The organism is Lysobacter sp. GQ73, from assembly GCF_059758755.1.
In genome coordinates this window covers 111,528-134,050 of sequence record NZ_JCAXEE010000001.1, presented here as the reverse complement: position 1 = coordinate 134,050, position 22,523 = coordinate 111,528, and the positions used below count along the sequence as shown (strand labels likewise).

The following is a 22,523-nucleotide window of genomic DNA, read 5'->3' as shown; positions in this document are numbered from 1 at the left end:
AAAAAAACCGGCAAGGCCGCTTGACACACGTCACCGGCTTGTCATCATGTTATCGGCGCGCAACTGCGCGTTGCCTAACTAAATCGACGAGGAATCCGAATCATGAATTTCAACAAGGCGCTGATCGCCCTGGCACTGGGCCTGGCCCTGGCCGCTTGCTCGAACCAGAAGCAGGCCGAAGAAGCTTCCGCCGACGCCGCTGCCGCTTCGACCGAAGCTCAGGCCGCTGCTGACACCGCCGCCGCTGCTGGCGACGCTGCCACCGCCGACGCCGCTGCTGCCAGCGCCGACGCCGCCGCTTCGGCTGCCGACGCTGCCGCCACCTCGGCCGACGCCGCTGCCAACGCTGCGACCCCGGCTGCTGCCGACGCCGCTGCCGACGCCGCCGAGAACGCCGAAGACGCCGCGAAGGAAGCCGCTGCTGCCGCCAAGGACGCTGCTGCCCCGGCAGAAGCTGCCAAGGAAGAAGCGAAGAAGTAATATCGCGCAAGCGATGCTACTTAGTTCCGGCACGAGTCATCGTGCCGAACGGGAAAGCCGCCGGTCTCCGGCGGCTTTTTCCGTAAGGTCAGTGAACGATCCGAGCCGGCTTGCCGGACCGCTGCGCGCACTGGCGTTGCCTGACATCACCGCTCCACGTTTTTTCTCAGACAACTCCTCAGGATAGACACTCATGAAGACCCACCTTTACGTCCTCCTCGCCGCTTCCGTCCTGGCCCTGTCGGCTTGCGCCCCGAAGTCCGAAGAAGCCAAGAACGAAGCCGCCGAAGCCTCGGCCGCCGCCGAGCAGGCTGGCGACGCTGCCGCCCAGGCCGCTAACGCCGCCGGCACCGCCGTCGCCGAAGGCGCCGACGCCGCCGCTGCCGCCACCACCGACGCTGCCGCCGCTGCCGGCGCCGCTGTCGACAACGCCGCTGCCGCCACCGCCAATGCCGCTGCCGACGCCGCTGCTGGCGCCGCCGACGCGACCGCAAAGGCTGCCGACGCTACCGCCGACGCCGCTGCCAAGGTCTCCGACAAGGCCGACGCCGCCGCCGAGAAGGCCAAGGAAGAAGCTGCCAAGCACTAATCCGCTTGCGTAGACGCTGTTTCGAGAGGCCCGCGCAAGCGGGCCTTTCTTTTTGTCCGCACGCCGCACGTGCGGGACTTCAGCCATCAGCGGTCCGCCCAAACGGCTTTTGTCGTGTCCGCGCACGCGGGCCTTCCGTCGTCCACGGAGGCGGCGCACGCGGAGGTTCGTTCTCGTCCGCAGTGCCGGCGCAGCGCCCGCGCGCCGCGCTTGCTACATTGCCCAGTACTGCACCGCATCGCCCGAAGTGATTGGCCGCGAACGGCGCTTTGTGTTTTGATGCCGCGTCCCAGAACCAGGCCGCCGTGCAATGCCCGCGATCACCTCCCAACTCGACCCGCGCTCGCAGGATTTCCGGGACAACGTCGCCTACCACCAGGCGTTGGTCGAGGAACTCGATGCGCGCCTGGCGCGCGCCGCGCACGGCGGCGGCGACAAGGCCCGGGCCAAGCACACCGAGCGCGGCAAGCTGCTGGCGCGCGACCGCATCGCCGCGCTGCTCGATCCGGGTTCGCCGTTCCTGGAAATCGCCCCGCTCGCCGCCGAGGGCATGTACGACGACGCCGCGCCCGCCGCGGGCATGGTCGCCGGCATCGGCCGCGTGCAGGGCCTGGAAGTGGTGATCGTGGCCAACGACGCCACGGTCAAGGGCGGCACCTACTTCCCGATGACGGTCAAGAAGCACCTGCGCGCGCAGGAGATCGCCCGCGAGAACCGCCTGCCCTGCATCTACCTGGTCGACTCCGGCGGCGCCTTCCTGCCGCTGCAGGACGAGGTGTTCCCCGACCGCGAGCATTTCGGCCGCATCTTCTACAACCAGGCCCGCCTCAGCGCCGAGAACATCCCGCAGATCGCGGTGGTGATGGGCAGCTGCACCGCCGGCGGCGCCTACGTGCCGGCGATGTGCGACGAGAGCATCATCGTCAAGGAACAGGGCACGATCTTCCTCGGCGGCCCGCCGCTGGTGAAGGCCGCCACCGGCGAGGTGGTCGACGCCGAAGCGCTCGGCGGCGCCGAAGTGCATACCACCGTGTCGGGCGTGGCCGACCATTTCGCCGAGGACGACCGCCACGCGCTGCAGATCGCCCGCGAGATCGTCGGCAACCTCAACCGCCGCAAGACCCTGCCGGTGACCGTGCAGGCCTCGCGCGAGCCGCTGTACGCCGCGCAGGAGCTGTACGGCATCGTTCCCAAGGACACCCGCCGCCCGTTCGACATCCGCGAGGTGATCGCCCGCATCGTCGACGGCAGCGAACTGCAGGAGTTCAAGGCGCGCTACGCCAAGACCCTGATCACCGGCTTCGCCCACGTCCACGGCTATCCGGTCGGCATCGTCGCCAACAACGGCATCCTGTTCGCCGAGAGCGCGCTGAAGGGCGCGCACTTCATCGAGTTGTGCAACCAGCGCGGCATCCCGCTGGTGTTCCTGCAGAACATCACCGGCTTCATGGTCGGCAAGAAATACGAGAACGCCGGCATCGCCAAGGACGGGGCCAAGATGGTCACCGCGGTGGCCTGCTCGCACGTGCCCAAGTTCACCGTGGTGATCGGCGGCAGCTTCGGCGCCGGCAACTACGCCATGTGCGGCCGCGCCTACGGCGCCCGCTTCCTGTGGATGTGGCCGAACGCGCGCATCAGCGTGATGGGCGGCGAACAGGCCGCCTCGGTGCTGGCGACGGTGCGCCGCGACGGCATCGAAGCGGCCGGCAAGGTGTGGACGCCGGACGAAGAGGAAGCCTTCAAGGCACCGATCCGCGACCAGTACGAAAGCCAGGGCAACCCCTACTACGCCAGCGCGCGGCTGTGGGACGACGGCATCATCGACCCGGCCGACACCCGCCGGGTGCTGGGGCTGGCGCTGTCGGCCAGCCTCAACGCGCCGATCGAGGACCGCACCCGCTTCGGCGTATTCCGGATGTAATCCCGCAGCAAAGGACTGCTTCGCATGATCGTCGGCATCGACCTCGGCACCACCCATTCGCTGATCGGCGTCCACGGGCCCGACGGCCCGCGCCTGATCGCGAACGCCCTGGGCTCGCTGCTGACGCCTTCGGTGGTCAGCGTCGGCGAGCACAACGAGGTCATCGTCGGCCGCGCCGCGCGCGAACGGCTGGTCTCGCACCCGCAGCGCAGCGTCGCCGCGTTCAAGCGCTGGATGGGCACCGACCGCGTCACCGCGCTCGGCAAGCACCGCTTCCGTCCCGAGGAATTGTCGGCGCTGATCCTGAAGTCGCTGATCGCCGACGCCGAGGCCGACCTCGGCCGCCGCGTCGAAGAGGCGGTGATCAGCGTGCCGGCGTATTTCTCCGACAGCCAGCGCAAGGCCACCCGCATCGCCGGCGAACTGGCCGGGATCAAGGTCGAGCGGCTGATCAACGAACCGACTGCGGCGGCCCTGGCCTACGGCCTGCAGCAGCGCGACGGCGGCGGCCGTTACCTGGTGTTCGACCTCGGCGGCGGCACCTTCGACGTGTCGATCCTGGAGTTGTTCGACGGAATCATGGAAGTGCACGCCAGCGCCGGCGACAACTTCCTCGGCGGCGAAGACTTCTCCCAGGCCCTGCTCGAGGCTTTCCTGAGCGAACACGGCCTGGCCGCGAGCCAGCTGAGCCTGACCGAGCTGGCGATCCTCGAACGCCGCATCGAGGCGCTCAAGCACGAACTGGCCCGCGGCAGCGAGGTCGGCTTCGAACTGAACCTGGCCGGCCAGGCGCGCGCCTGGCGGGTCGACGAGGCCGCCTTCGCGCGGATCTGCGAACCGCTGGTGCAGCGCCTGCGCGCGCCGCTGGAACGGGCGATGCGCGACGCCAAGCTCAGCCCCGCCCAGCTCGACGAAATCGTCCTGGTCGGCGGGGCCTCGCGCATGCCGCTGAGCGCGCGCCTGGTCTCGCGCATGTTCGGCCGCCTGCCGCTGCGCCACGTCAACCCCGACGAAGCGATCGGCCTGGGCGCCTGCGTCGCCGCCGGGATGAAGGCGCGCGACGAATCGCTGGAGGAAATCATCCTCACCGACGTGTGTCCGCACACCCTCGGCGTCAGCACCAGCCGCGAGACCCACGGCCGCTACACCACCGGCATCTTCTCGCCGATCATCCACCGCAACAGCACCGTGCCGGTGAGCCGGGTCGAGCGTTATTTCCCGACCTACGACGAGCAGCGCGCGGTCGAGATCGAGATCTACCAGGGCGAGAGCCCGCGGGTCGAGCACAACGTCCGCCTCGGCATGGTCTCGATCGAGTTGCCGCCCAAGCGCCGCGACGAGAACCCGATCGACGTGCGTTTCACCTACGACATCAACGGCCTGCTGCAGGTCGAGGCGGTCGCGCTGTCGACCGGGCTCAAGCGCGAGGTGGTGCTGGAAAAGAACCCCGGCGTGCTGAGCCAGGAGGAGATCCGCGAACGCCTGGCCGCCCTCGCGGCGATCAAGGTGCATCCGCGCGAACAGCAGGAGAACATCGCCCTGGTCGCGCGCGCCGAACGCCTGTACGAAGAACTGCTGTGGGCGCGCGAGCAGTTGCAGGACGCGCTGGTGCAGTTCCGCGGCGCCCTGGACCTGCAGGACCCGGAGCTCATCGCCCACCACCGGACCGAGTTCGCGCGCTACCTCGACGCGATCGAAGCCCAGTCCTGAGCATGTCCCGCGCATGAGCCCGTTCGCCCGCCTGGGCCTGGACCACGACGCAGACGAAAGCCAGATCAAGCGCGCCTATGCGCGCGAGTTGCGCAAGACCCGGCCCGACGAGGACCCGGTCGCGTTCCAGCAGTTGAACGAAGCCTATGAGCGTTGCCTGGAATGGGCGCGCCGGCCGCAGCCCGAAGCGGCGAGCGCGATGTTCGAGGACCTCGACGCGCTGCTCGACGGCATGCGGGCGCTGCCGACGCTGCGCCTGCGCGCCGATGACGCGCACGCCGACGACACCGGCGTCCAGCGCGACGCCGTAGAAAGCGGCAGCGACGACTTCGGCCGCGGCGCTTTCGAGCGCCCGCCCTTCGACAGCGACGCCTTCCTCGACCGCCTGCTGCAGGTCGCGCGCGAGGGCAGCTCGCAGGAACTCGAACGCTGGCTGCGCGAGCACCCCGACCTGTACTCGGTCGAACGCAAGCAGGCGCTCGCCCCGGCCCTGGTGGCGCGCCTGGAACGCGAACCCTCGCTGTACATCGCCCAGCTCGACATCGTGCTGGCCTTCTTCGATCTCGACACCGTGCATCCGCGCACCGCGGCGCTGCAACCGGCGATCGCCGACCTGCGCGCCTACTCGCAGGCGCGCGGCGCGGATTTCCGCGGGCTGCGGTTCGACCCGGACCCTCGCCCCGGCAAGCGTGGCCGCCATCCGCTCGGCCTGGCGCCGGGCGTGTTGTTTTTCCTGTTGATGCTGCTGGTGGCGATCGCACGGGTGATCAAAGCGGCGAACGAGACATGAGTCCGTTCGAGCGCCTGGGCATCGCCGCCAGCGCCGACGAGCGCGAGATCAAGCGCGCCTATGCGCGCGAGCTGCGCCGCAGCCGTCCCGACGAGGACCCGGCCGGGTTCCAGGACCTGCACGATGCCTACCGGCACTGCCTGGCTTACGCCGAGCACCGGCGCTCGCTCGGCGAACACGGCGAGGATGAGGACGAAGACCTTGCGGCGGCGGCGCCGGAGTGCCAGCGCGAACACCACGGCGAACACGGCGAGCGCCCCGTCGATGAACCGCCGGACTCCGATCGCGCGGAGGCATCCGAGCCACCATCGGGCCGCTCGCACGCGTCCGCGGACGACCGCTGGCGCAGACCGCCCTCGCCGCCGTCCGACGACGAGGACCCAAGCGACGCCTTCGACGGCCGCGCCTTCCTCGACGAACTGCTGCAGCGCGCGAGCGATCACGGCGCGGCCGAGTTGGAACGCTGGCTGCTGGACCTGGAGCCGCTGTACTCGCTCGACCTGAAACAGGCCCTGCGCGCACCGGTCGCGCACGCGCTGGCCATGGCCGACCCGCCGCTGTCGAGCGAGTCGGTGCGCACCATCGCCGCCTTCTTCGCCCTCGACAGCGTCAACCCGCGAGAAGACTGGCTGCAGGAACAAGTGCATCAGGCCAGCCGGCGCGCCGAGGCCGCCGCCGAGTTCGAGCAGACCGTCGCGACGATGCTGTCGCCGCGAGTGCGGCCGGTGGACCGGATGCTGATGCGCGAGCTGCTCGGGCCCTATTCGCTCCGGCGCCGGGTGCTGATCGCGCTGGTCGCGATGCTGCCGACGCGCCTGATGAGCCTGTGGTCGAGCCTGCGGCAGATCGACCCGCAGCTGGCGGCGACGCGGCTCGATGCCGGCAGCATGGACTTCTGGCATCGGGCGACCGATCGCCATCGCATCGATGTGCGCCGCGCCTTGCTCGCGGCGGCGCGCATCGTGCTGTATCCGCTGTTGCTGCTCGGCTTCTTCGCCGCCTTCGGCCCGCGCAACTCCCTGCTCGCCGACCTGCCGCGGGTGTGGTTCATCGGTGCGGCGATCTGGCTCTCGCTCGCCTGCGTCCGTATGTTGACTCCGCTACTGCCGAAGCGCGGCGACCCCGGCGTGCTGTCGTATCGCGACCGGCCGTTGCTGTTGGTCGCCGCGCTCGCCGTCCTCGCGCTGGGTCTCGCGCCGCTGTCGACCGACCTGTCTGCGCTGGCCGTCGTCGGCATGGCGGCGACCTGGATGGTCGCGCGCGGCGTCGGCCGCATCTATCGCACGGTGTGGACGATGTTCGCCGGGCTCGTCGTCGCGGTGTGCCTGCCGGATTGTTTCGCGATTGTGTTGGGCACGCCGGCCGGGCAGTTGCGCGCGATACCGGACACATGGCTGCCGCTGTACCTGGCCGCCGGCGTGGCGACCCCGATCGCGCAGGACCTGCACCTGGCCAGACTGCAACGCACCGACCTGCAGACCGCGCGCGAACAGGCGAGTTGGCTGCGCCCCTTGCTGGTGGCGGCGGCGCTGTTGCTGATCGTGCGCGGCCTGCTGTGGGCGTGACCGCTGCCGGCTCGGTCCGTATCGGCTGAGGCCTGTCCATCCCATCCCGTCGCGCCTGTTCGTGCGGTCGATTCGACAGCGGCGAGCCGGCCTGTTCATCGGCCTGTTCATCGGCCTGAAAGATTTCTGAACTATTTTTGCCATCGCAGCCGCGGCCTCGGTTCGCTGAACGCGTGAGCCTTCGAGGTGTTTCGCAGTTGCGCAAACGCCTGCGAAAACTGAATCCGAGTCGCGGTTTTCTGCAACTCCGATTGGTGAGATTCATCACAGTGGGCGCGTCGTATCAGCGTGTTAGGCTCCGAAGTTCACGCGTGTCATCACCTGATCCCCCGACCTGAGGAAACACCGCGTCATGGCCATCTTCAACCAGCCTGCTCCGCCCAAGCGCGACAATCCGGTACCGCCGCTGCAACCGGAAACCGCGCTCAAGAAAGAACCCGACGCGGCCACCGAATTCTCGTTTGGACACGCTTCGCCCTCGCCCGCGCCGTATGCCGCCGCACCGGCCCCCGCGCCGGCTCCGGCCGCGCGCGCGGTCGAACGCGAAACGGTCAAGGAGTCCCTGATCGCTTCGGACCTGTCGATCGAAGGCAAGATCCAGGGCTCCGGCCACATCCGCATCGCCGGCCGCTTCAAGGGCGACGTCCAGGTCGACGGCGACCTCACCGTCGAACTCGGCGCCAAGCTCACCGGCGGCGTGCGCGCGCGCAAGGTCGTGATCGCCGGCGAACTCGAAGGCAACATCGAATCGGCGCAGCGCGTCGAACTGCTCGACAGCGGCGCGATGATCGGCGACGTCAAGGCGGCGGTGATGACGGTCGCAGCCGGTTCGCGCATGCGCGGCCAGGTCGAGTTCGGCTGGGACGACAAGGACGCCGCCAAGCCGGTCGCACGCAACGAAGGCGGGCGCGGCGAAGGCAAGGCCGACAAGAACGGCGCCAAGACGGAGACCGGCGCCGACTCATGAGCGCCGTCCGCCAGGGCCTGCCCGGGGCGACGCGCATTTGTCCGCATTGCAAGGCGACGATCCTCGAAAGCGCGAGCGTCTGTCCGGCGTGCCGGCATCACTTGCGCTTCGATTCGGACGCATCGCAACAGACGGCGGCGAGATTCTCGCCGCTGCATGTCGAGGGCACGATTCGGCATCCGCCGAGCGACGGCGCGTGGGAGTACTCCATGGTGCTGTCGATCCGCAACGACCGCGGCGAGGAGATCACCCGCCAGGTCGTCGGCGTCGGCGCCCTGCATCCCGGCGAGGAACGCACCTTCACCCTGGCGGTCGAGGCCTTCGAAGCGGTCGGCTACAAGGCCGCGAACAAAGGACGTCTGCGACGCTAAGGCGTCTGCGCGTCGGTCACAGGAAAGGACCCCTTTCGATGTCGCAACCCGCTTCGCTGTACGCGAGATTCACGCTGAGCCACGAGCAGTACGAAGCTTTCATGAATTCCACGCCGGCGCGCCCGGTCTCGTTCGACGATTGGCAGTGCTGGTTCGACCGCCACGCGGTCCGCGGCCTCGGCAAGGCCGCCGCGGAAATGCTCGCCGACCTGGATGCGCCGACGGTGGCCGACCTGATCAAGGCCTGGCGCCAGGACGAGTGGACCGGCACGCCGCCGGTCGAGTACGACGAAATCAACCGCACCCTGCACATCGCGATGCTGCGGGTATCGGAGAACCTCACCGAGCGGCTGCGCATCCTCAGCCCCTTGCGCGCCGCCGGCGCTTTCAACGAGCCCGCGGCCAACGACTTCATCGCGATCTTCGACTTCCTGCGCGACGACGGCAGCGTCGCGGCCTACCTGCAACTGCACGACGGCAAGAGCCGCTTCGGCAGCGAACTCGCCCCGGCGCACCGCGAGGAAGCGCAGAGCTATCTGCAGGAAGTGCAGGACTACTTGCGCAGCCGCAGCAACTGAGCGCGCGGATCGCCGCCGGCGGCCGCAGGTTCCGCTCGCCGGGCTCGGCGCCGCGGCCACGCGTTCTACCGGCCTGAAAGACGAAGCCCCGCTCATGCGGGGCTTCGTTGCGTTCTGCGCTGGCTCGAACCTTGACCGGCTCAGTCCGACGGCCCGCAGCTGTCGCAACCGGCGCAGTTCGGCGCGGCCGCGCGCGGCGCCGGCGCGATCGCCTTGCCGATCCGGCGCAGCCACGGCGGCCGGCCGTCGCGCACCAGCGGCAGGGCGCAGGCCACGCGCAAGCGGCGCACGCCGCCGGGGAACTGTTTGCGCGCGACGACCACGGCGCTGGCGAGCACCGCGATCGCGATCACCACGTACTGCGCGAACAGTCCGGCGTCCATGGCTCAGCCCGCTCCCAGGGCGACCGCGACCTGGTAGGTCAGCAACGAGGCCAGGTAGGCCAAGGCGAACAGATAACCGGCGCTGATCGCCACCTGTTTCCACGAGTTGGTCTCGCGGCGGATCGTCGCCAGGGTCGACAGACATTGCGGTGCGTAGATGAACCAGACCAGCAGCGACAGCGCGGTCGCCAGCGACCAGGTGTCGGTGATGATCGGGCTCAGCGCCTGCGCGGCGGCTTCGTCGTCGGCCGCGGACAAGGCGTACACCGTCGCCAGCGAGGCCACCGCGACTTCGCGCGCGGCCATGCCCGGGATCAGCGCGATGCAGATCTGCCAGTTGAAGCCGATCGGCGCGAACACTGCGGTCATGGCATGGCCGATGCGGCCGGCGAAGCTGTAGTCGATGGCCGGCATGGTCGCGCCCTCGGGCGCGCCCGGGAACGACAGCAGGAACCACAGCAGGATGGTCAGCGACAGGATGATGCCGCCGACCCGGCGCAGGAAGATCCAGGCGCGCTCCCACAGGCCGATCAGCAGATCGCGCGGATGCGGTATCCGGTACGAGGGCAGCTCCAGCAACAGCGCGTGTTCGCTCTTGTCGCGGCGCCACTTCTTCATCACCCACGACACCATCAGCGCGCTGAGGATGCCGGCCATGTACAGGCCGAACAGCACCAGGCCCTGCAGGTTCAACATGCCCCAGACTTCGCGCTGCGGAATGAAGGCGCCGATCAGCAAGGCGTACACCGGCAGGCGCGCCGAACAGGTCATCAGGGGCGCGACCAGGATCGTCGCCAGTCGGTCGCGCGGGTCCTGGATCGAGCGCGTCGCCATGATCCCGGGGATGGCGCAGGCGAAGCTCGACAACAGCGGAATGAACGAGCGGCCCGACAGACCGGCGCCGGCCATCATGCGGTCGAGCAGGAACGCCGCGCGCGGCAGGTAGCCCGATTCCTCCAGCGCCAGGATGAAGGCGAACAGGATCAGGATCTGCGGCAGGAACACGATCACCCCGCCGAGGCCGGCGATGATGCCGTCGACCAGCAGGCTGCGCAGCGGCCCCTCCGGCAGGGTCGCGCCGACCCATTCGCCGGCGAGCGCGGTGACCGCCTCGATGCCGTCCATCAGCGGCGTCGCCCAGGCGTACACCGCCTGGAAGATCAGGAACATCACCACCGCCAGGGTCAGCAGGCCCAGCGCCGGATGCAGCAGCCAGCGGTCGAGCACGTCGTCGACCTTGGCGGTGCGGGTCGGCATGCTCACGCTGAGCGCGAGCAGGCGACGGGTTTCGGCATGCAGGTCGGCGCTCTCGCCCAGGCGCACCCGCGGCTCGTGCGGTTCGCGCGGCCCGACCGCGATCCGGTCGAGCATGGCGACCAGTTCGTGGGCGCCGTCGCGCTTGACCGCGACGGTCGGCACCACCGGCACGCCGAGTTCGCGCTCGAGCGCGACCAGGTCGATCTCGATGCCGCGGCGCTTGGCCGCGTCCATCATGTTGATCGCCACCACCATCGGCCGGCCGAGTTCGCGCAGTTCCAGGGCGAAGCGCAGGTGCAGGCGCAGGTTGGTCGCATCGACCACGCACAGCAGCACGTCGGGCGCGCGTTCGCCGGGATAGAAACCGCGCACCAGGTCGCGGGTGACCGCCTCGTCCAGGCTCGCCGCCTGCAGGCTGTAGGCGCCGGGCAGATCGAGCACCGCATAGGTGCGGCCCGAAGGCGCGCGCAAACGGCCTTCCTTGCGCTCGACGGTGACGCCGGCGTAGTTGGCGACTTTCTGGCGGCTGCCGGTCAGCAGGTTGAACAGCGCGGTCTTGCCGCAGTTGGGGTTGCCGACCAGGGCGACGCGCAGGGGCTCGGCGGCGGCGGTCACGACCGCGGCTCCGAAACATTGGCGTCCAGCAGCTTCACCCGCACGCGCGCGGCCTCGCTGCGGCGCAGGGCGAAGCGCGTATAGCCGACCTGGACCAGCAGCGGCTCGGCCGAGAGCGGGCCGGCGGCCACTACTTCGACCCGCTCGCCGCTGACGAAACCGAGTTCGCGCAGGCGTCTTGCGATGGTGTCGTTGGCGATCTGGTCATCGACGGACTCGACCGTGGCCGCGGTGCGGCGCGGCAGTTCGGACAGCTTCAAAGGGTGGCTTCCACTGAACGGTGGCGTCCCAAATGGGAATTGTTCTCATTCTAGCACCGCCGACCGTACAGGAGCGGACGCGGCAAGCTGAACGGTATCATTCGCCAACTCCTACAAACTCATCCCCCATGTCCCATCCGCTGCTTAGCCTGCGCGAGGGCCCTGTCGCCCGCCTGCGCCTGAATCGTCCGGAGCTGCACAACGCCTTCGACGCCATCCTGATCGCGGCGCTGACCGGCGCGCTGGAAGCCGCGGCCGGCGACGACGAGGTGCGGGTGGTGGTGATCGAGGGCGAAGGCGCCTCGTTCTCGGCCGGCGCCGACCTCAACTGGATGCGCGGCATGGCCGCGGCCAGCGAAGCGGCCAACCGCGAGGACGCCCTGGCCCTGGCGCGCCTGATGCGCACCCTCAACGAGTTGCCCAAGCCGACCATCGCCCGGGTCCACGGCGCGGCGTTCGGCGGCGGCGTCGGCCTGGTCGCCTGCTGCGACATCGCCCTGGCGACGCCGTCGGCGAAGTTCGGTCTGACCGAGAGCAAGCTGGGCCTGCTGCCGGCGGTGATCTCGCCGTACGTGATCGAGGCGATCGGCGCGCGCGAGTCGCGCCGCTGGTTCGCGAGCGCGGAAATCTTCGATGCCGCCACCGCCCTGCGCATCGGCCTGCTTCATGACGTAGTCGCCGAGGACGGCCTGGATGCCGCGGTCGCGCAGCAGATCGCGTTGTTGCTCAAGGCCGGTCCGCATGCCGCCGCCCAGGCCAAGACGCTGGTGCGCCGGGTCGCCGGCGAGCGCGACGGCGCCCGCCTGGACGCCGACAATGCCGGTCTGATCGCCGCCCTGCGGGTATCGTCGGAAGGCCAGGAAGGCTTGTCGGCCTTCCTCGACAAGCGCAAGGCCCACTGGTGCCCGTAACGGCCCGCCATCCAAGGAGCGTCCCATGCTCGACCATCTCGGCCTGTCCGTCGCCGACCCGCTGCGCAGCCGCGACTTCTATCTGCAGGCACTGGCGCCGTTGGGCTACGGCCTGGTGACCACGATCGGCAGGGAGATCACCGGCGGCGAGGAAGTGTTCGGCTTCGGCCCGCCGCAGCGCCCGGCGTTCTGGATCAGCAAGAGCGGCCAGGCTAGCGGCGGCGCCCATGTGGCCTTCAACGCGGACAGCCGCGCCGCGGTCGATGCCTTCCACGCGCAGGCGCTGGCCGCCGGCGCCCGCGACAACGGCGCGCCGGGCGTGCGCGCGCATTACCACCCCAACTACTACGGCGCTTATGTGATCGACCCCGACGGCAACAACGTCGAGGCGGTCTGCCACGCACCGGCCGCCTGATGGCGGCGCAGGTCATCGCATCGCCCCATCGCATCGCGGTATTGCGACGGCGTGCCGCGAGCGGCGCCGCATCGCCGATGCCCGAGCCGCCCCATCGCGCCGGGCCATCGGCCAAAATACCCCGGCCGCGCGCGAGCCTTCGCAGCGCGGCCTCCTTCCACCCTGCGCTGCGGCGCCCGATCGGCGTGCTCCTTCATGTTTGAAAAAATCCTGATCGCCAACCGCGGCGAGATCGCCTGTCGCGTCATCCGCACCTGCCGCACCCTCGGCGTCCGCACCGTCGCGGTGTATTCCGAGGCCGACGCCGACGCCCAGCACGTACGCCAGGCCGACGAGGCCTATCCGATCGGCGGCCCGCGCCCGGCCGACAGCTACCTGCGCGGCGACGCCATCATCGAAGTGGCGCTGCGTTGCGGCGCCCAGGCGATCCACCCCGGCTACGGCTTCCTCAGCGAGAACGCCGACTTCGCCGACGCGGTCGAAGCCGCGGGCATCGCCTTCATCGGCCCCAAGGCCGCCTCGATGCGCAAGATGGGCAGCAAGGCCGGCGCCAAGGAACTGATGCAGGCCGCCGGCGTGCCGGTGGTGCCGGGCTATACCGGCGAGAACCAGGACCCGGCGCTGCTGCACGGCGAGGCCGACCGCATCGGTTATCCGCTGATGATCAAGGCCGCCCACGGCGGCGGCGGCAAGGGCATGCGCATCGTGCGCGCGAGCGAGGAGTTCCCGGCCCTGCTCGAAAGCTGCCAGCGCGAGGCGCGCAACGCCTTCGGCCGCGACCGCGTGCTGCTCGAACGCTATGTCGAACGCCCGCGCCACATCGAGATCCAGATCTTCGGCGACCGCCACGGCCAGGTGATCCACCTCAACGAGCGCGAGTGCTCGGCCCAGCGCCGTTACCAGAAGGTGCTGGAAGAATCGCCGTCGCCGTTTCTCAGCGCCGAGCTGCGCGCGACGATGGGCGCCGCGGCGGTGCTGGCCGGCCAGGCGATCGACTACGTCAACGCCGGCACGGTCGAGTTCATCGTCGGCCAGGATGCCGATGGAAAGCCGGGCGGCTTTTACTTCATGGAGATCAACACCCGCCTGCAGGTCGAACACCCTGTCACCGAGCTCGTCACCGGCCTCGACCTGGTCGAGTGGCAGCTGCGGGTCGCCGCCGGCGAAGCCCTGCCGTGCGCGCAGGACGCCATCGGCCAGCGCGGCCATGCGATCGAAGTGCGTCTGTACGCCGAAGACCCCGAGGCCGGCTTCCTGCCCGGCTCGGGCAAGCTGGAACGCCTGCGTCTGCCGTCCGCCGACGCCCACGTGCGCCTGGACTCGGGCGTGATCGAAGGCGACACGGTGACGATCTTCTACGACCCGATGATCGCCAAGCTGATCGTGTACGACCAGGACCGTCCGCGCGCGCTGGCGCGCCTGCGCGGCGCGCTCGCCCAGTGCGAGATCGCCGGGCCGAAGTCGAACATCGAATTCCTCGAGCGCCTGATCCGCCACCCGGCGGTGGTCGAGGGCCGCATCGACACCGGGTATCTGGACCGCCACCTCGAGGAGTTCATGCCCTCGGCGCAGGTCGACGCCGCCGGCGACCGCGACCTGCTGCTCGGCGCGACCGTGGTCCAGTTGCTGGCCCAGGAAGGCCGCAGCCGCGATAACGCCGCCGCTTCCAACGACCCGGACTCGCCGTGGGCGATCGCCGACGGTTGGCGCCTCGGCCACGGCGGCCGCCGCAGCCTGGCCTTCGTGCAGCGCGACGAGCGCCTGGAATTGCAGGCGCACGGCAGCGGCGGCGACTACCGGATCGAGATTCCCGCGCTCGGCGACGTGCAACACCAGATCCAGGGCGCGCGCCTCGACGGCGCCGAACTGAGCCTGCGTATCGACGGCCGCGCGCGTCGCCTGACCGCCTTCGCCGAGAGCCTGAGCGAGAGCGGCGGCCGGGTGGTCGTGCACGACGGCGAGCGCCGCCTGCGCCTGGAATCGGTGCCGATGTACCGCCACGAACACAGCGCCGCCTCCGGGTCCGGCAACAACGTCACCGCGCCGATGCCGGGCCGCGTGGTCGTGGTCAAGCTCGTCGCCGGCGACGCGGTCGAGGCCGGCCAGGAAGTGATGGTGATCGAAGCGATGAAGATGGAGCTGAGCCTGAAGTCCCCGCGCGCCGGCGTGCTCGCCGAGGTACGCGCGGCGGCCGGCGATTTCGTCGAAGCCGACGCGGTGCTGGCGACGCTGGAAACGGCGTAAGGCCGGGCGGTACGCGGGACTGCGCGAGGGGTCGTGGGGCAGGCAAGGACACCGCCCTGCCCGATCATGAAATCGCCCCCTCGACACAGGGGGCGGCGCGCAACGCCAGCCCGACGCCGCCGCGAACTCCATCGCGCGGGGATTTTCTCTGCGTGCATGAACCGCTTCGGCAAGCAAGCGCCAAAGCGATCTCTGCCTCCTCTCCGGGGCGAACGACACAAGCCTCAGGGCGGGCAACTCGGGCATCGAGGCGCCGGACCGCGGCCACGGCCGGCGGGCCGCCGTTGCAGTAACGCAACGCGGGCTATTTCGCTTGAGCTTTGCCGCTTTCCAGGCTCATGATGGCTTTCGCAGCGGCGCGCTTGCGCCCGATCATTCGGTCCCACCGACCCACGCCCGACGGCCTTCGATGACAGCGACCCCGCCCGAGCACCCTTTGCCTTCGTCCGCGGCCACGCCGCACCGACACTGCGCGCTGTCCGGCGCCCTGGCGATGGCGCTGACCCTGCTCGGCGGCTGTGTCGCCTTCGAGCGTTCGCCGGTGGCCGAGCGCAGTTGCGACCCGGAGCTGCCGGGCGAATGGAATCTGCGCGCCGACGGCGTCGCCAAACGCATCCGCATCGACGCGCGCTGCCATACGGAAGACTGGCCGGGACTGCGCGAGCAGCCGGTCGCGCTCGACCTGACCGGTTTCACGCTCGGACGCGACCGCTACATCGTCCTGACCCCGGCCGATGCCGACCGCGCGATCGGCACCGAGCAGAAACAACTCGCCAAGACCACGCCGGCCGGCGCCGTGTTCCTGGTCCTGTACCGCATCGAAGGCGACCAGGCCAACGCCTGGCTGCCCGACTCGCAACGCGCGCTGACGGCGATCGCCGCCGGCAGCCTGCGCGGGCGCAAACTCGAAGACCGGTTCGCCCTGGTCGAGGGCAGTTCGCAACAACTGCGCGACACCCTCGAACAACGCGCCGGCCTGCTCTACGACACCGACAAGACAGCCGTGGTGCTGCAGCGCGCCACCGCCAAGGACACACGATGACCCAGCCCGCTTCCGTACGTATCGTCGAAGTCGGTCCGCGCGACGGACTGCAGAACGAGAAGGCGCAGATCGCCACCGCCGACAAGATCGCCCTGATCGACCGGCTGTCGGCGACCGGCCTGCGCAGCATCGAGGCGACCAGCTTCGTCAGCCCGAAATGGGTGCCACAGCTCGCCGACGCCGCCGAGGTCTTCGCCGGCATCCGGCGCAAGCCCGGCGTGCACTACCCGGTGCTGGTGCCGAACGAGCAAGGCTACGAACGCGCGCGCGCGGTCGGCGTGGAAGAGATCGCGGTGTTCACCGCGGCCTCGGAAGCGTTCAACCGCACCAACATCAATGCCGGCATCGACGAATCGCTGGCCCGCTTCGAACCGGTGATGGCGCGCGCCAAGGCCGACGGCGTCGCGGTGCGCGGCTATGTCTCGACCGTGCTCGGCTGCCCCTACCAGGGCGCGGTGCCGGTCGCCGACGTGGTCCGCGTGGCGCGTGCGCTGCATGCGATGGGCTGTTACGAGGTGTCGCTCGGCGACACCATCGGCGTCGGCACCCCGGGCAAGGCGCGGGCAATGTTCAAGGCGGTGGCTTCGGAGGTGCCGACCGCGGCCTTGGCGGTGCATTTCCACGACACCTACGGCCAGGCCCTGTCGAACATCCTGGCCTGCCTGGAAGAAGGCGTGGCCGTGGTCGATTCGGCGGTGTCCGGCACCGGCGGCTGCCCCTACGCCAAGGGCGCCAGCGGCAACGTCGCCAGCGAAGACGTGGTCTACATGCTGCACGGGCTCGGCATCGAGACCGGCGTCGATCTCGACGCGCTGGCCGAGACCGGGCGCTGGCTGGCCGGCCTGCTCGGCCGCGAAACCGGCAGCAAGGTCGGCAAGGCCCTCGCCGCGTGAAGCCCGGCGCGCCCGCCGACGGTCCGCCTGCACCGGCGCAAGCCCCGGTGGCGGACACGCTGGCGGCGCTGGACCGCGCACTGGAGGACCCCGCTCTCGAACCCGGCTTGCGCCGCGTGCTGAGCGATGCGGCCGCAGCCCTGCGGCATCGCGCGGACGGCGCCGCCGAGGGCGACCACGCCTGTCTGTACCGCGCCGCCTTCGATGCGATTCCCGACCTGGTCACCGTGCTCGACGAAGCCGGCACCGTGGTCGAGATCAATCGCCACGGCACCCAGGAGCATCGGCGCATCCGCGAGGAGATCCTCGGCCAGCCGATCCACACGCTCAACCCGGAGTTGCCGCGCGATCACCTGATCCCGGTGTGGGAAACGCTCAACCGGGGCCAGAGCTACATCATCGAGGTGACCAACAAGCGCGGCGACGGCACGCGTTTCCCGGTCGAGGTGCATTCGGCCGGCTTCATCCACCAGGGCCAGCGCCGGATCATCGCCATCGCCCGCGACCTCAGCAACCGCCAGGAAGCCGAGCTGCGCTTCCGCGAGTTGGTCGAACTGATCGATCGCGGCGTGATCGTGCAGGACGAGACGCTGCGCATCGTCTACGCCAACAGCGCGGCTATGCGCCTGCTGTCGCTGCACAGCGGCGAGAGCATCGCCGACGAACTGCGCTCCGGGCAGTGGATGGTGATCGACGAGCGCGGCCACGAACTGAGCCGCGAGCAGTACCCGTCCAACGTCGCCCTGACGACCGGCCGCATCGTCGAAAGCACCGTGCTCGGCCTGTACCACCGCGACCGCCGCGAACTGATCTGGCTGTCGGTGACCGCGGTACCGCGGTTCCCGGCCGGCGGCGACCGCCCCCATCAAGTGTTCGCGCTGTTCTCCAACGTCACCGCGCTCAAGCGCGACAGCGCCCTGTTCGACCGCGCCCAGGCGCTGGCGCACATCGGCGGCTGGGAATGGGACTCCGGACGCGACCGCCTGTACCTGACCGACGAAGCCACCCATATCCTCGGTTACGACACCCCGCTGGTCTCGATCGAGGAACTGCTCAACTGCCTGCGCCCGCTCGACCGCCACCGCCTGCGCAACGGGCTCGAACGCAGCCTCGGCAACGGCCGCGGCCTCGACCTGGAGTTGCAGGGCCTGCGCCCGGACGGCAGCGCCTTCTGGGTGCGCGTGATCGGCGACGCCGGCACCGGCGAGCCGATCGGCCAGGTCATCACCGGCACCCTGCAGGACATCACCGAACGCAAGCTCGAAGAAGAACACCTGCGCATCCAGGCGCGCAGCGATCCGCTGACCGGCCTGCTCAACCGCGACGCGGTGCAGGCCGAACTCGAACAACGCCTCGACACTTTCCCCCAGTCGCCGCTCGCCGTGCTCTACATCGATCTCGACCGCTTCAAGGTCGTCAACGACGTGCTGGGCCATGCGGCCGGCGACCGCCTGCTGGCCTCGGCGGCGCGCCGCATCCGCCAGGCCGTCGGCGAACGCGCCCAGATCGCCCGTTTCGGCGGCGACGAATTCCTGGTGGTCTGTTCGCTCGACGGCGAACCGCAACGCGCCGAACGGATCGCCGATTCGATCCTGGAAACCTTCGGCGACAGCTTCCGCGTCGACGGCGAAGAATTCAGCATCACCGCGAGCATCGGCATCGCCCAGTCGCCGCTCGACGGCCGCACCGCCCAGCAGCTGATCCAGAGCGCCGACGTGGCCATGTACGACAGCAAGCGCCGCGGCCGCAACAGCTGGCAGGCGTTCACGCCCGAACTGGCCGAGCAGCAACTGCACCGCCTGCAGTTGGAAACCCACCTGCGCCGCGCCGTGCACAACGACGAGCTGCACCTGGTCTACCAACCGCAGGTCGACCTCAGCGACGGCAGCGTGGTCGCGGTCGAGGCCCTGATCCGCTGGCGCAACCGCTCGCTCGGCGAGATGCGTCCGGACCGTTTCATCGGCCATGCCGAGACCACCGGCGACATCGTCGGCATCGGCGGTTGGGTCCTGCACGAGGCCTGCCGGCAACTGCGCGAATGGCGCGATCAGGGCCTGCATATCGAACGGGTCGCGGTCAACGTGTCCTACCGTCAGTTCCTCGGCGACGACCTCGCCAGCAGCGTCGCCCAGGCCCTGTCCGAATACGGCCTGTCCGGCAGCGCGCTGGAGCTGGAATTCACCGAGCGCGTGCTGATCGAGGACGCGCCCGACACGGTGCGCACCTTCGCCCGCCTGCGCGAACTCGGCGTCAGCCTGTCGATCGACGACTTCGGCGAAGGTTATAGCGCCCTCAACTACCTGCGCCGGCTGCCGATCCACGGCCTCAAGCTCAGCCAGTTGTTCGTCCAGGGCGTGCCCGACAACCATTCCGACGTCGCCGTCTGCCAGGCGGTCACCGGCATCGCCCGCAGCCTCGGCCTGGGCCTGGTCGCCGAAGGCATCGAGACCGAGCGCCAGCGCGCCTTCCTGCGCGAACTCGGGGTCGCCGTCGGCCAGGGCTTTTTGTTCGCGCCGGGATTGGCTCCGAACGACCTGCGCGACTATTGCCGCGGGTTGATGCGCAGTTGAGGCATGGGTCGCCCTGTTTGTGGATGATGCTTGCGGCATCACTGCCGGCGAGCGCTTCTCTCGCCTGCCGCTTCGCGCCGATCGAGTGCGCATAAACGCGGTCGCCGCCGCGATGCGGACATGAGGCGCTGCCCGGCAGTCCCCCGACCAACTGCACGGCCGCAACGTCTTCGCAAGCGCCCCGACCTGAGCGAGGATGTAGCCCAACCCGCACAGAGTTCCGCCCGCATGACCTTGCCGCCCGGTGTCGTATTACGTCCGATTCTGCCCCGCGACGATGCCGCGCTGGCCGCCATCGCCCGGCAGGTGCAGGCGGAATTCGGCGCCGGCTCGGTCAGCGACCCCGAGGTGGACGCCATGCAGCGGGTCTACAGCCGGCCGCGCAGCGCCTACTTCGTGGTCGAACGCGACGGCAGGCTCGGCGGCGGCGCCGGCATCGCCCCTCTGCTCGGCGGCGACGACGGGGTCTGCGAACTGCGCAAGTTCTACCTGCTGCCATCGGTGCGCGGGCTCGGGCTGGGCCAGGCGCTGCTGGACAAGTGCCTGTTGACGGCGCGCGGGTTCGGCTTCGGCCAATGCTATGCCGAGATGCTGGACCGGATGAGCGACGCTCAGCGCTTGCTGCAGAGCAACAGCTTCCAGTTGCTGGAAGCGCCGATGGGCTATGGGGAACTGCCCGGCAGCCATAGCTGGTACTTGCGCTCGGTTTAGGAGCCCAGCGCCCCGGCCGCAAAGACTCAGAGCCATGCCTCAGAGAAGCCCCCGGTGTTCGGCTACGCCGAAGTAAAGCGGAGCCTGCCTTCGCGGAAACGACGGTAGGTACTGGTCGTCCTCTGCCGCCCCCGTCTAAGCCTCGGCCGGAAGGGACCGCAGCCCCCGCCCCGACGCCCGCCCGGCTCGTCCTTTAGAATGGCCGCCTTTCCGCCTTCAGGACCGCTCATGCAACTCGACAACGTCCGCGCCGTGATCACCGGCGGCGTTTCCGGCCTCGGCCTGGCCGTGGCCCAGCACCTGGCCGCCCGCGGCGGCAAGGTCGCCCTGTTCGACGTCAACGACGACAAGGGCGCGCAGGCCGTGGCCGAACTCGGCGCCGACAAGGCCCGCTATTTCCGCACCGACGTCACCGACGAAGCCGGCGTGGCCGCCAACCTCGGCGCCGCCAAGGAATACCTCGGCGGCCTCAACGCGACCATCAACTGCGCCGGCATCCTCGGCGCCGGCCGCGTGCTCGGCAAGGACGCGCCGATGGCGCTGTCGCAGTTCCAGACCACGGTCATGGTCAACCTGGTCGGCAGCTTCAACGTCGCCAAGGCCGCGGCCAACCTGATGCAGCACAACGAAGCCGGCGACGACGGCGAGCGCGGCGTGATCGTCAACACCGCCTCGGTCGCGGCCTACGAGGGCCAGATCGGCCAGGCCGCGTATTCGGCCTCGAAGGCCGGCGTGGTCGGCATGACCCTGCCGATGGCGCGCGAGTTCTCGCGCTTCGGCATCCGAGTGATGACGATCGCCCCGGGCATCTTCTGGACGCCGATGGTCGACGGCATGCCGGATTCGGTGCAGCAGTCGCTGAGCGCCTCGATCCCGTTCCCCTCGCGCCTGGGCCGTCCGGAGGAATTCGCCGACCTCGTCGCTTACATCCTCGGCAACCGCTACCTCAACGGCGAAACCATCCGCCTCGACGGCGCGACGCGGTTGGCGCCGAAGTAAAGCCGGGAATCGGGAGTCGGGAGTCGGGATTCGCAAAGCGATCCGCGCCCGCTCCCAACCTCCTCGGCTCCTGGCTCTTCCTAATCCCGAATCCCCAATCTCGAATCCCTAACGCCCATGAAAGCCTACGACGTAAAAAAAGGTAACGTAATCGAGCACAACAACACCGTGTACCAGGTGCGCGACATCGAACGCAGCTCGCCGCAGGGCCGCGGCGGCAACGTCAAGTTCCGCTTCACCATGTACTCGGTGCCCGGCGGCACCAAGTTCGACCTGAGCGTCGGCGGCGACGACGAGCTCAAGGAAGTCGAGCTGACCCGCCGCCAGGTCACCTACTCGTACAAGGACGGCGACGCCTTCGTGTTCCTCGACGACGAGGACTACACGCCGTACACGCTCGATGCCGACGTGGTCGGCGACGACGCCGGCTACATCGTCGACGACCTCGGCGGCTGCTACGTGCAGATCATCGACGACCAGCCGGTGGCGCTGCAGCTGCCCGCCAGCGTGGCGCTGGAAGTGATCGAGACCCCGCCGGAGCTCAAGGGCGGCACCGCGACCAAGCGCCCGAAGCCGGCCAAGCTGTCGACCGGCATCGAGATCATGGTGCCCGAGTACATCGGCACCGGCGAGCGCGTGCTGGTCAACACCGCCACCGGCGAATTCGCCGGCCGCGCCGACTGATCGTGACGCAAGGCTTCGAGTATCGCTTCGCAGCGGCGACCGACGCGGATCTTCCGCGTCTGTTGCCGGTGCTGCGCGCGTTCTACGAAGCCGAACACCTGCCCTGGAACGAGGCCGCCCTGCGCCGCGCACTGGCGAGCCTGGTGGCCGATCCCGATGCCGGCCGTCTGCGCCTGATCGAACGCGACGGCGAGATCGCCGGCTACTTCGTCCTGGGGTTCTGCTTCAGCCTCGAATTCGGCGGCCGCTACGGTTTGCTCGACGAGTTGTTCGTGCTGCCGGCGCATCGCGGCGGCGGCCTGGCCAAGCGCGCGCTGGCCGAAATCGAAACGCTGTGCCGGGCAGAAGGCCTGGACGCGATGCGGCTCGAGGTCAACGACGACAACGCGCATGCGCGCGGCATCTACGAACGCGCCGGTTATGCGGCCCATCCGCGCCGATTGATGACCAAATGGTTGCGCGACTGAGCGGCCCGATCGCTCGGCAGTCCGAGGCGTGCGCCCCCGCTGCCGCGTTCAAACGCAAGCACGCCGTCATGGATCCTTACGCTTTTCCCCGGCAAAAAACG

The 22,523-nt window shown here is 69.5% G+C and carries 22 protein-coding genes; 19 read left to right on the top strand and 3 right to left on the bottom strand.

The genetic code is table 11. The annotated features are described in order from the left end of the window. Positions 1-102: 102 nt before the first annotated feature. From AC6CH2_RS00565 to AC6CH2_RS00525, 9 genes are all read left to right on the top strand, one after another. On the top strand, positions 103-480 hold the full coding sequence (locus AC6CH2_RS00565) for a hypothetical protein (protein ID WP_498267474.1): 378 nt from the start codon (positions 103-105) through the stop codon (positions 478-480). 193 nt (positions 481-673) lie between these two features. Then, positions 674-1,069: a hypothetical protein gene (locus AC6CH2_RS00560; RefSeq protein ID WP_498267473.1), complete on the top strand. Its 396-nt coding sequence runs from the start codon at positions 674-676 to the stop codon at positions 1,067-1,069. Between the two features lie 310 nt (positions 1,070-1,379). Further along, on the top strand, positions 1,380-2,990 hold the full coding sequence (locus AC6CH2_RS00555; RefSeq protein WP_031373359.1) for a carboxyl transferase domain-containing protein: 1,611 nt from the start codon (positions 1,380-1,382) through the stop codon (positions 2,988-2,990). A gap of 24 nt (positions 2,991-3,014) precedes the next feature. Beyond that, positions 3,015-4,700, top strand: a complete 1,686-nt coding sequence (locus tag AC6CH2_RS00550; protein ID WP_498267472.1) for an Hsp70 family protein — start codon at positions 3,015-3,017, stop codon at positions 4,698-4,700. 13 nt (positions 4,701-4,713) lie between these two features. Beyond that, a complete protein-coding gene (locus AC6CH2_RS00545; RefSeq protein ID WP_498267471.1) occupies positions 4,714-5,490 on the top strand; it encodes a J domain-containing protein in 777 nt (258 codons plus the stop codon). Beyond that, positions 5,487-7,055, top strand: coding sequence for a hypothetical protein (locus AC6CH2_RS00540; RefSeq protein ID WP_498267470.1), 1,569 nt, complete (start codon positions 5,487-5,489; stop codon positions 7,053-7,055). Before AC6CH2_RS00545 ends, AC6CH2_RS00540 begins: the two co-directional genes overlap by 4 nt. A 352-nt stretch (positions 7,056-7,407) precedes the next feature. Beyond that, positions 7,408-8,022 (top strand): bactofilin family protein, encoded by a 615-nt coding sequence (locus AC6CH2_RS00535; RefSeq protein WP_498267469.1) that lies wholly within the window; start codon positions 7,408-7,410, stop codon positions 8,020-8,022. Next, on the top strand, positions 8,019-8,393 hold the full coding sequence (locus AC6CH2_RS00530; RefSeq protein WP_435397158.1) for a hypothetical protein: 375 nt from the start codon (positions 8,019-8,021) through the stop codon (positions 8,391-8,393). The genes AC6CH2_RS00535 and AC6CH2_RS00530 overlap by 4 nt, the downstream gene beginning before the upstream one ends. A 38-nt stretch (positions 8,394-8,431) precedes the next feature. Beyond that, complete coding sequence (locus tag AC6CH2_RS00525) at positions 8,432-8,971, top strand: hypothetical protein (RefSeq protein ID WP_498267468.1); 540 nt, start codon at positions 8,432-8,434, stop codon at positions 8,969-8,971. A gap of 140 nt (positions 8,972-9,111) precedes the next feature. Here the strand turns inward: AC6CH2_RS00525 and AC6CH2_RS00520 are convergent, their stop codons facing one another. Genes AC6CH2_RS00520 through AC6CH2_RS00510 form a run of 3 tightly spaced genes read right to left on the bottom strand, consistent with a single transcriptional unit; the run spans position 9,112 to position 11,486 of the window. Beyond that, the gene (locus AC6CH2_RS00520; protein ID WP_498267467.1) at positions 9,112-9,354 is read right to left on the bottom strand and encodes a DUF6587 family protein; all 243 of its coding nucleotides are present in this window, start codon (positions 9,352-9,354) and stop codon (positions 9,112-9,114) included. Between the two features lie 3 nt (positions 9,355-9,357). Further along, a complete protein-coding gene (gene feoB / locus AC6CH2_RS00515) occupies positions 9,358-11,226 on the bottom strand; it encodes a ferrous iron transporter B (protein WP_498267466.1) in 1,869 nt (622 codons plus the stop codon). Next, positions 11,223-11,486, bottom strand: a complete 264-nt coding sequence (locus AC6CH2_RS00510) for a FeoA family protein (RefSeq protein ID WP_435394784.1) — start codon at positions 11,484-11,486, stop codon at positions 11,223-11,225. Before AC6CH2_RS00510 ends, feoB begins: the two co-directional genes overlap by 4 nt. A gap of 128 nt (positions 11,487-11,614) precedes the next feature. Between AC6CH2_RS00510 and AC6CH2_RS00505 the strand changes: the two genes are divergently transcribed. The 10 genes from AC6CH2_RS00505 to AC6CH2_RS00460 all read left to right on the top strand — a co-directional run bounded on the left by AC6CH2_RS00505 (position 11,615) and on the right by AC6CH2_RS00460 (position 22,422). Continuing rightward, on the top strand, positions 11,615-12,397 hold the full coding sequence (locus AC6CH2_RS00505) for an enoyl-CoA hydratase-related protein (protein WP_498267465.1): 783 nt from the start codon (positions 11,615-11,617) through the stop codon (positions 12,395-12,397). Between the two features lie 25 nt (positions 12,398-12,422). Then, on the top strand, positions 12,423-12,812 hold the full coding sequence (locus AC6CH2_RS00500; RefSeq protein WP_498267464.1) for a VOC family protein: 390 nt from the start codon (positions 12,423-12,425) through the stop codon (positions 12,810-12,812). 195 nt (positions 12,813-13,007) lie between these two features. Next, complete coding sequence (locus AC6CH2_RS00495; protein WP_498267463.1) at positions 13,008-15,056, top strand: acetyl/propionyl/methylcrotonyl-CoA carboxylase subunit alpha; 2,049 nt, start codon at positions 13,008-13,010, stop codon at positions 15,054-15,056. A gap of 409 nt (positions 15,057-15,465) precedes the next feature. Then, positions 15,466-16,098, top strand: coding sequence for a hypothetical protein (locus AC6CH2_RS00490; protein WP_498267462.1), 633 nt, complete (start codon positions 15,466-15,468; stop codon positions 16,096-16,098). Next, positions 16,095-16,991 carry a hydroxymethylglutaryl-CoA lyase gene (locus tag AC6CH2_RS00485; protein WP_498267461.1) on the top strand — a complete coding sequence of 299 codons (897 nt, stop codon included), beginning with the start codon at positions 16,095-16,097 and terminating at the stop codon, positions 16,989-16,991. Before AC6CH2_RS00490 ends, AC6CH2_RS00485 begins: the two co-directional genes overlap by 4 nt. A 47-nt stretch (positions 16,992-17,038) precedes the next feature. Beyond that, positions 17,039-19,561, top strand: coding sequence for a putative bifunctional diguanylate cyclase/phosphodiesterase (locus AC6CH2_RS00480; RefSeq protein WP_498267460.1), 2,523 nt, complete (start codon positions 17,039-17,041; stop codon positions 19,559-19,561). Between the two features lie 228 nt (positions 19,562-19,789). Continuing rightward, positions 19,790-20,272, top strand: coding sequence for a GNAT family N-acetyltransferase (locus AC6CH2_RS00475; protein WP_435394791.1), 483 nt, complete (start codon positions 19,790-19,792; stop codon positions 20,270-20,272). A gap of 228 nt (positions 20,273-20,500) precedes the next feature. Next, a complete protein-coding gene (locus tag AC6CH2_RS00470; RefSeq protein ID WP_498267459.1) occupies positions 20,501-21,271 on the top strand; it encodes an SDR family NAD(P)-dependent oxidoreductase in 771 nt (256 codons plus the stop codon). A 117-nt stretch (positions 21,272-21,388) separates the two neighbouring features. After that, positions 21,389-21,955 (top strand): elongation factor P-like protein YeiP, encoded by a 567-nt coding sequence (yeiP, locus tag AC6CH2_RS00465; RefSeq protein ID WP_498267458.1) that lies wholly within the window; start codon positions 21,389-21,391, stop codon positions 21,953-21,955. A 2-nt stretch (positions 21,956-21,957) separates the two neighbouring features. Beyond that, positions 21,958-22,422, top strand: coding sequence for a GNAT family N-acetyltransferase (locus AC6CH2_RS00460; RefSeq protein WP_498267457.1), 465 nt, complete (start codon positions 21,958-21,960; stop codon positions 22,420-22,422). The last annotated feature ends 101 nt before the right edge of the window (positions 22,423-22,523 follow it).